Annotated in this window: 9 protein-coding genes; 2 read left to right on the top strand and 7 right to left on the bottom strand. The window is 36.9% G+C overall.

The window, feature by feature from the left end; translation table 11 throughout:
- Positions 1-383 precede the first annotated feature (383 nt).
- Positions 384-1187: a DUF2238 domain-containing protein gene (locus J2Z40_RS17920; RefSeq protein ID WP_066392138.1), complete on the bottom strand. Its 804-nt coding sequence runs from the start codon at positions 1185-1187 to the stop codon at positions 384-386.
- A 330-nt stretch (positions 1188-1517) separates the two neighbouring features.
- Complete coding sequence (locus J2Z40_RS17915) at positions 1518-1889, bottom strand: winged helix-turn-helix transcriptional regulator (RefSeq protein ID WP_066392136.1); 372 nt, start codon at positions 1887-1889, stop codon at positions 1518-1520.
- Between the two features lie 207 nt (positions 1890-2096).
- Between J2Z40_RS17915 and J2Z40_RS17910 the strand changes: the two genes are divergently transcribed.
- Together J2Z40_RS17910 and J2Z40_RS17905 are read left to right on the top strand one after the other, a co-directional pair.
- The gene (locus J2Z40_RS17910; RefSeq protein ID WP_066392133.1) at positions 2097-3299 is read left to right on the top strand and encodes an MFS transporter; all 1203 of its coding nucleotides are present in this window, start codon (positions 2097-2099) and stop codon (positions 3297-3299) included.
- 6 nt (positions 3300-3305) lie between these two features.
- Positions 3306-4148 carry an aldo/keto reductase gene (locus tag J2Z40_RS17905; RefSeq protein WP_066399122.1) on the top strand — a complete coding sequence of 281 codons (843 nt, stop codon included), beginning with the start codon at positions 3306-3308 and terminating at the stop codon, positions 4146-4148.
- Positions 4149-4272: 124 nt separating this feature from the next.
- Here the strand turns inward: J2Z40_RS17905 and J2Z40_RS17900 are convergent, their stop codons facing one another.
- The 5 genes from J2Z40_RS17900 to J2Z40_RS17880 form a co-directional block, all read right to left on the bottom strand.
- Positions 4273-5346: a DUF4085 family protein gene (locus J2Z40_RS17900; protein WP_066392127.1), complete on the bottom strand. Its 1074-nt coding sequence runs from the start codon at positions 5344-5346 to the stop codon at positions 4273-4275.
- A gap of 338 nt (positions 5347-5684) precedes the next feature.
- A complete protein-coding gene (locus tag J2Z40_RS17895; protein ID WP_066392125.1) occupies positions 5685-6848 on the bottom strand; it encodes a DUF5667 domain-containing protein in 1164 nt (387 codons plus the stop codon).
- 251 nt (positions 6849-7099) lie between these two features.
- Complete coding sequence (locus J2Z40_RS17890) at positions 7100-7828, bottom strand: hypothetical protein (RefSeq protein WP_180316770.1); 729 nt, start codon at positions 7826-7828, stop codon at positions 7100-7102.
- Positions 7829-7943: 115 nt separating this feature from the next.
- Positions 7944-8297 carry an ion channel gene (locus J2Z40_RS17885; protein ID WP_066392123.1) on the bottom strand — a complete coding sequence of 118 codons (354 nt, stop codon included), beginning with the start codon at positions 8295-8297 and terminating at the stop codon, positions 7944-7946.
- 269 nt (positions 8298-8566) lie between these two features.
- Positions 8567-8773, bottom strand: coding sequence for a hypothetical protein (locus J2Z40_RS17880; RefSeq protein WP_066392120.1), 207 nt, complete (start codon positions 8771-8773; stop codon positions 8567-8569).
- Between the last annotated feature and the right edge of the window lie 169 nt (positions 8774-8942).

Raw genomic sequence — 8942 nt, 5'->3', positions numbered from 1 at the left:
AATTACGTTCTACCCCGGCTACCGTAATAATAAAACCATATAAAAAATGGTCAACCAGAAATATCTGGCTGACCTTATAATACGAAGCGGAATTTTTCCGCTTATTCAATGAAAAATCCTCCATTTTTAGCTTTTTCGAAGCAATAGGCGGAGTTTTTCCGCTTATTTAGGCCCTTTTTATTAAAAATTTCGAAATAAGCGGAAATTTTCCGTCTATTATCCATTCGGATGGTTTAACCTAATCGCACTAATCGAAAAAAGGCGTGAATCCTCTTTAGATCAACGCCCCGTGAAGTATCTTTTTTCCGATGTAAAAAAAGTTTGTGGTTATTTGTTAAAAAAATATGATTACTCCCTCCTTCCACTTTGTTAATAATCACCTTTTATTCTTTTTTTCTAGGTATGAAGTTCCGAACAAACCGATATTTTTTCTCGTCATGATGAGCGTATAAAAAACCAAACACACTGAAGACAATCGCACCAAGCAGATTAACATATAAATCCTTCATAGTATCAATAATTCCGATATCAAGATATCCCCCATCAATAACGGTTTCAAGCCGCTTTCCTGAATCGTCTTTGCTTTCAATAATTGTGCGCCCTATATTCCCAATATGAGCAACATCATTTTTTTCTACACCGATACTTACACTGTTAATTTGCTGAACCATTCGGTCTTTCTGCATATCGAGATTCAACCAGCGGTCTGCGGAGTATTCAAAAAACTCCCACATAACGCCAACGGTCATAGAAAAACAGAAAGTGACGATCGCAAGAAACAATGGACTCAATTTTATCCCCTCGGCATTTTTATTTAACAGATAGACAAGTGAAAAACCGACACCTGCAGCTAGAAAGCCATTAAGCGTATGTAGGGCTGTATCCCAAATTTTGAAATACCCGTAAAAATCGCTCAGCTCGCCGAGAACTGTTGAACTAAAAATAAATAAGAGGATAATCAGTTCCAACAAGTTGGGAATTTCAATTTTAAATACTCGTTCCACAAGATGTGGGATCGCAAATAAAACGAGTGTCAGCACAAGAATCAATGCATCCCCCCATCTCAGCATGATTAACTGATTGATCAGCATAAAAATAGCAAGTGCACGAAAGCAAACATACACTGCAACCAGCTTCTTGCTGGCTGTTTTCGTGCTGCTAGTAAAGAACTTTTTTAAGAGATTCATGAGAAATGTCCTCCAATTTATTAAGCATTATTATTATATTTTGCTTATAAATCGAGCCGATTACACCTTAACCCAAATTGAAACAAAAGTTCCTGGTATTTGAAGAAGGAAACCATAACTACTACACTCTATACAAAAAGCTCATAAAAAAACAGCCGATTCCACCCTCTATTTTTAAGGTATCGGCTGCATCATGCTCTCCATTCATGACCAATTATTTGTGCCCGTTCGAAGTGAGTCGGAACCGATGCGGGAACAAACCGGACCTATTCGGTTCCTCCAAATGGAAAAAGTCGTTATTCAAACTAAAGATCGAAACTCCGAATCCCCTCACTTAAGCTGTTCATTTAACACACTATCTTCTAAAACAGAAAATTTATCCCCGTATACCCTCGTTAAATGGGTTTCACCCCAAGCACATAGTAAATTTAGAATGCTTTCTAAGCTTTGTCCATATTCGCTAAGCTCGTATTCTACTTTTGGCGGGATTTGATTGTACACGATTCGATTGATAACCCCGTCCTCTTCAAGCTCGCGCAGCTGTTGAGTGAGCATTTTTTGTGTAATATTTGGCATGAGGCGCTTTAATTCATTTGTTCGTTTTTTTCCGTGAGTCAGATGGCAAAGAATTACACATTTCCACTTTCCACCGATGACTTCTAATGTCGCTTCCACAGAGATATTGTATTTCTTTTTTTGCATCTTTTTCTCCTCCATCATATAGGCACTAAAAGGTTCCTATATTACTTTTTGGTTTCTATATTACTTAAAAGTACGTACTTTTCTTTATGAATGATATATCACATAATAACATTTGCCGGCAGATTCATACTATACTTTCTTTCATAATTTATCATTCGCTGAAAAGAAAGTTTCTATTTTACATCACAGAAAACAGGAGGAGCGAAAATGGCTTTAAGTAAAAAGCAAAGCACGTTTGCATTGCTTGCTTTAGCAGTTAGTGCTTTTGCAATTGGAACGACTGAATTTATTAGTGTCGGGCTGCTTCCTCTTATTGCAAATGATTTAAGTATTCCAGTTACTACGGCAGGATTGACTGTTTCTTTATATGCATTAGGGGTAACGCTCGGGGCACCTATTTTGACAGCTTTGACATCTAGAATGTCACGTAAGATACTATTACTATGGATTATGATTGTCTTTATTATCGGCAATACGCTTGCTGCCTTCTCTACGACAATTGGGTTATTGCTAGTAGCACGTGTGATTTCAGCATTTTCACATGGACTGTTCATGTCAATAGGATCGACAATAGCTGCTGATTTAGTCCCAGAAAACCGCAGAGCTAGTGCGATTTCAATTATGTTTACAGGTCTTACCGTCGCTACAGTAACGGGTGTTCCATTTGGAACCTTTATTGGTCAGCAGCTAGGTTGGCGAACCGCCTTTATAACCATTGTAATCATTGGGATCATTGCCTTAATTGCCAATAGCCTTCTTGTTCCATCTGATTTGCGAAGAGGAGTAAAAACAACCTTTCGTGATCAGCTTAAGCTTGTAACAAATGGACAGCTACTGCTTTTATTTATCATTACAGCATTAGGGTATGGCGGAACCTTTGTTGTATTTACCTTTTTATCCCCACTGCTTCAGGACATTACGGGGTTTAAAGAAGGAACTGTGGCTGTGATTTTATTAGCTTATGGAATGGCGATTGCAATTGGGAATATGGTTGGCGGAAAGTTGTCGAATCAAAATCCAATTGGTGCATTATTCTATATGTTTATTGTACAAGCATTCGTCTTATTTATTTTAATGTTTACCGCACCATATAAAATCAGTGGATTAATTACGATTCTATTGATGGGGCTGTTCGCATTTATGAATGTGCCAGGCTTACAAGTATATGTTGTGATGCTGGCTGAGCGCTTTGTCCCCCGTGCGGTTGATGTGGCATCGGCAATAAATATTGCTGCATTTAATGCTGGGATTGCAATTGGCTCTTATTTAGGCGGTCTAATTACAGACTCTATCGGACTTATCCATACGTCTTGGATCGGAGCACTTATGGTTTTGACTGCCGCAATCTTAACTGGAATTAGCAGAGCTTTAGAACGAAAAGATCAAGCAAATAAAATATTGGAGGTTTAAAAAATGATGGTCAATAATTTACAAGATACAACAACTTTGCATAATGGGGTCAAAATGCCTTGGTTTGGAATTGGCGTTTTTAAAGTCGAGGAAGGTCCTGAATTAGTGAACGCGGTAAAAACAGCGATTACACATGGATACCGCAGTGTGGACACTGCAGCGATTTATAAAAATGAAGAAGGCGTCGGTAAAGGGATACAAGAAGGTTTGAAAGAAGCAGGTATTTCAAGAGAAGAGCTATTTGTTACTTCAAAGGTTTGGAACACGGATTTAGGATATGAATCAACAATTGCTGCTTATGAAACGAGCTTAAAGAAACTGGGCTTAGATTATTTAGATTTATATTTGATTCATTGGCCAGTTGCAGGAAAATACAAGGATGCTTGGAGAGCGTTAGAAACACTTTATAAAGAAGGCCGAGTAAAAGCAATCGGAGTAAGTAATTTTCAAATTCATCATTTAGAAGATTTGTTGAAGGATGCTGAAATTAAGCCGATGGTCAATCAAGTCGAATACCATCCGCGATTAACTCAAAAAGAGCTGCAAGCATTTTGCCAAGATCAAGGAATCCAGCTGGAAGCATGGTCACCATTAATGCAAGGTCAGTTACTAGATCACGAAGTATTACAGGAAATTGCAAACAAGCATACTAAAACAGTTGCCCAAGTTATTTTGCGCTGGGACTTGCAAAACGAGGTTGTGACGATTCCAAAATCAACAAAAGAGCACCGCATTATTGAAAATGCGAATGTGTTTGATTTTGAATTGACGAAAGAGGAAATGGAAATCATCGATGGATTAAATGAAAATCATCGTGTAGGCCCAGACCCGGATAATTTTGATTTTTAATTTAAAAAAATTTGGTGTGTAGAGAAGAGGATTTTTTCTCTACACGCCCTTTTATGGAATAATAGAAACAATTCATGATTCAACCATTCTCAAGCAATACCCGCTTAATATATAAATAAACGGCTTATTCTAATTCCCTAAGCCATTTCAGTTTTACATCATCCTCTAAACAACCGAGTTGATGAAAATGGCTTGCTATAATGCTAAAATACATATTCTCATCTGTGCTTATCTCCACTTTACGTAATGCCTCATTAACGATATATGCTGCACTCTCTCCTAGTGCAAAGATTGTGTTGAATGCACGTACTCGTAGATTTTGATCTTCATCAAACATAGCAGATAACAACTCATCCGTCGGAATCGGCTCACTTAAATGAGCATATGGATCTTCATACGTAGCGCAATAAATTCGCTCCCTTGCCTCCTCAAAAGTACCACCTAGTAATAGCCCTCCAGCAAAAATCCCATTTTCCGTTTGCGAAAGACTAGCGAAATCAATTTCTACAAAGCGCATATCTTTGACAATATAGAATGTATCATTTGAGTTTAGCGCAGCAACATACTCATCCCACGTAGCGATTTCTCCCGGTTCAATATAAACCGCAGGACGATATAAGGCATTTGCTGTGACATCTTTGAAGAAAATCGTCCACTCCGCATAAGGACTGCCATAGCTTGATAAAACGCGTAATGCAAATCCAGCTTCGGTTGTTAATAGCTCGTCATATATGTAAAAGCCTTCAAGAATGCCCTCTGTTTGTGCATCATGAAAAACTAACTGTACAATGGACTCCTCCATAAACCCTCCACTCATATCTAATAGAAACATAAACTTGTTTCCTTGTTGCTCAGCATTTAAAATTTCCCCGTCATGAAAGGACTTTGAAAAAACGGTTCGTGCAGTCGCATGAAAGTGTTCAACAATTGCTTCACGCTTTTCATAAATAGCATGACTCTTCGTTCTGAACTGCTCAATTGTCACATTGCACCATTCTTCAAATTCGTTCATTAATGTGTCATTTCGAAATAAAGTTTGTTCAATAATTCCCGACTGAAACTTTTGCGGGAAGACATCTATAAATTCGGTTAATTGTTCATATAAATGTTCAGCAATATCAGCATCAAATGATTCCCCAAACGGATAGGTATGTGCTGCGTTGAATACTTCCTGTCGTTCACGTGTTAAGAAAAACATCGTTTCACTTCCTTTTGGTTTAGATCCGAGTTATTCTGCTAATCAATAAAGATCTCAAATATTAAATTCTTGGTGTTTCATTTATTTCTAAATATACCATTTTTCATCATATATAGACGAGGGATTTCCGCACAAGATGCAAAGAAATAAGAAATACGTCCCTCATTTTTAAGGAAAAGTTCTTCACAAAATCATCTGCTTTGCTACAAGTTTTAAATTTCTCCACAATCGGCCCTATTAGTAAAAAAGACACATCGTTTAAACACTAAATATACTCCCTAAACAACTAGGCAAAAAAGGAAACCTAGCACTCGGAGCACTAGGTTTACTGAAAGGTATTATTCGTTTCCTTTTCCATGGTTTTTCTTATTTTCTGCACCTTTATTATGACCGTTATGTTTCTTTACATTTGCGTGTTGTTGTTTATCAACTCGCTTTTCGTGCTTTTTAGCAATAGCCTTTGCCTTTCCCTCAGCACGCTTTTCTGCCGCCTTAGCCTTTGCTGCTTCCTTCTTTGCTAACCCTGGTGCAACAACAGTCTTAACATGATCGTTTGTTACAGCTTCTTCTACTTTCTCTTTTCCTTCTTCTATATCAATGACGACTTCCCCAACTGCTGTTTCCTTTGTTGCCTTTTTTACTGGAGCTTCTACTGTTGGCATCGTTTCAGTAACGATTGCTGGTTTTTCCTCTACACTTTCATCATCTTCAATCGTTTTAGCTGCGAATTTTCCTGCTTTTGCTTCGAGCTTCGCCAGTTTCTTGTCTAATTTCGCAAAAGACTTTTGTATATTTTTCTTCAATGCTAATTGTGCTTTAGGGTTTTTAACATGTGATAATGCTGCAGCTAATGCATCAATGTTGTGAGCAAGCTTCACTTCTACTTCATCTTTTGCTGCAATGTCTTCGCCTTCTGTTGGTTCTGCTGGTACTTCTTCAGCTGCCTGATCTTCAGTTACTGCTGTTTCATCAGTAGCTTCCTCTATCACTTCTGTTTCATCATCAGCGATTTCTTCTGATTCTCCTAAACTATCAGTAGCTTTCTTTTGAATATTAATTGCTTCTTCTATGAGTGCCGTTGCCTCATCAGCTTTTCCTTCTGCAAGCAATGAATTTGCTTCAGCAATACGCTCAGCAGCAAAATGAGCTAACAGACGAGCTTCCTTGTAATCATCAAATGTAACAGCAAGTCGTACTTTTTCCATCATAATTTTGACAAAATAAAAGAAATCTCCTGGAACTAAAGCTGGTGCCTCTTCTTGCTCTTGAACCTTTTCTTCTGTTGCCTTTTTCTCTGTTTCAACTTCCTCTGAAGTTTCATCATCTACAGTAGTTTCTTCATTAGCTATATTCTCTTCTACCACTATTTCTTCGTCGTTTACACCACCGATTTCTTCTGCATCAATTGTGATCAGTTCATTAGCATACGCGCTTGTTCCTAATGTAGAAAGAAGTAATACGGATGCTGCTGCACCGCTTATGAGTGATTTTTTAATTTTCATGGGCTGTTTCCTCCTGGTCTGTTTTTCATCAAACCCTTCGACAAAAGCAGACAGGTTTCTGACGGTAGCTTAAAAATAAATTTATTTTATCGAAATTTAAAATGAGAATTATTTGTACAGCCCAACAAAACCTAAGGATGAACGTGTCCCTGATATTAAAAAATGAGCAGGTAACAATACGAATTGTCCCTACCCAATTTTATAACTTGTTTAAGATTGGCATTCAACTCCTATCGGATATAACCTACTCGTTAGTTAAATATCGCTTCATGTTTCACTGGACCATAAAAGGGGTTTTTAGCAATATCCGTTATAAAGCTGATTGTTTTCGCTTGATACATTTGATCATGGAATTCATAAGTAATGATTACATCTCCAATAAACATAGCAGGTGTGATTTGTCCGCTTACTCTGACCATAAGAATATTGTTCATTACTTCATAATCAATAATGCTCCCAAAACCGATATCATTAAATAAGTTTTCAGGTTTGATTTCAAAAGGGGTGATATCGACTTTGTACACCTTATCTCCTATATGGATTTCTGCTTCCTCATTGGATAGCTTTGTTTTTACATTTTTATAAATGATTGCTAAAGGATGATCAACTATCACTTCGCTAACATTTAATCGATTGTCCAGGGTGTCAAACACATGAACTTCTTCCCATAACAAACCTGTCCCATGCCCTGTTGTCAAAGTAATGATTAGCTCTTTCTTTTGGTCTTCGTTGATGTCTGTATAGAAAATTTGTGGGGCGTAAGTAGGGCTTGTTTCGCTATTCCAAAAAGTTCTTGTGTAAATTGCTCCTTTAAAAGCAATTTTGAATCCCCTAAATAATCCATCCATTTTCTTACCGTAAAGGGTGATATTCTCTTTATTATTCTGACTAACCAGTTCATATCCTTCCATCCCTGCACCTGTATTAGTAGGGAGAATCATTAGAAGAAATAGTATTAGTAAACTGATCTTATTTTTCATAGGAAACACCTCATTTTAATGTTCCCTAATTCGGCTTTTTTGCTACTATCTTGTGCCTTTAGCTTATGTATTTTGATTTACAGAAAATAGGCTGATATTTATAGGCATCACCTATTCACTTTTTCTTACGCTTTCCCTCTTCCAGTGAATCAAAGTCAATGACTGCTTTCGCAATGATTCCAATTAGGCCAATCATAACCCCGATCCCAACGATTAAGTACATCATGGTGAAAATTTTCCCTAAGTTAGTAGCAGGACTTAACCCTGTATCTACTCCACTTGGAATTAGGCTGACAACGCCAAAGTAAATCGCATCTAGTACATCCCATCCTTCTATTTTTGTATAAAATAACGTGCCTGATAGCACGATCAAAAATAAAGTAGCAAGTAATGACTTAAATACAGGATGTGAAAATGACTTCCTAAGTGCTTTCAGTAACCGGACGGCTGTTAAAAAAAATGAAATCATATTATTTCCCTTCTCATTTAAAGTTTAAATTTACAAGGCAGAATAATACATGAAGTCCATTTGATTTGCAATAGGTTACTTAACTTCGACATTTGGCTCATTTTTGTAGCAAGATGCATTTAATACACGTAAAGAGTGGGAAACATGAACTATAATTGTTTAGATCACATGGAGAAAATGAAAAATCTCTACTCAAATTCCTTATCAAAATTAGTCTTACTCATACACAAATAGCATTATCAAATACTTAGACTATAAATCTAAGCATTTTATAACTGTTTAAATTCTTTAAATTCATCAATGTATAGGGCTACAAATCCGCAATTTGGACATACAGAAGCTTTCGTTTTTGCAGATACATGATTAAAAGAACCTTTTCTCTTTTGACTAATAATCATCCCAGGTGTATCCCCTTCAACAGTTACTTTACAGTCATCTATCATTTCAGTTTGGCATTGAATACATGTTTTTTTCATGATTAAATAACCCCCATCGTCAATTTATCTTTAACTTTTTTAACACCTATTTCTGAATATTATAACAGTCATTAAACATTAAAAATAGCAGCTCCGCAAGTTACAGTGCAATTAATACAATAAGCGAAAAAAAGGTGCTAAAATCATTGCGATTTAGCACTCTTTCTTT

The organism is Cytobacillus eiseniae (assembly GCF_017874625.1).
GTDB classification, from domain to species: domain Bacteria; phylum Bacillota; class Bacilli; order Bacillales; family Cytobacillaceae; genus Cytobacillus; species Cytobacillus eiseniae.
The sequence above is the reverse complement of the archived record's forward strand: the minus strand, read 5'-3'. Positions and strand labels throughout refer to the sequence as shown.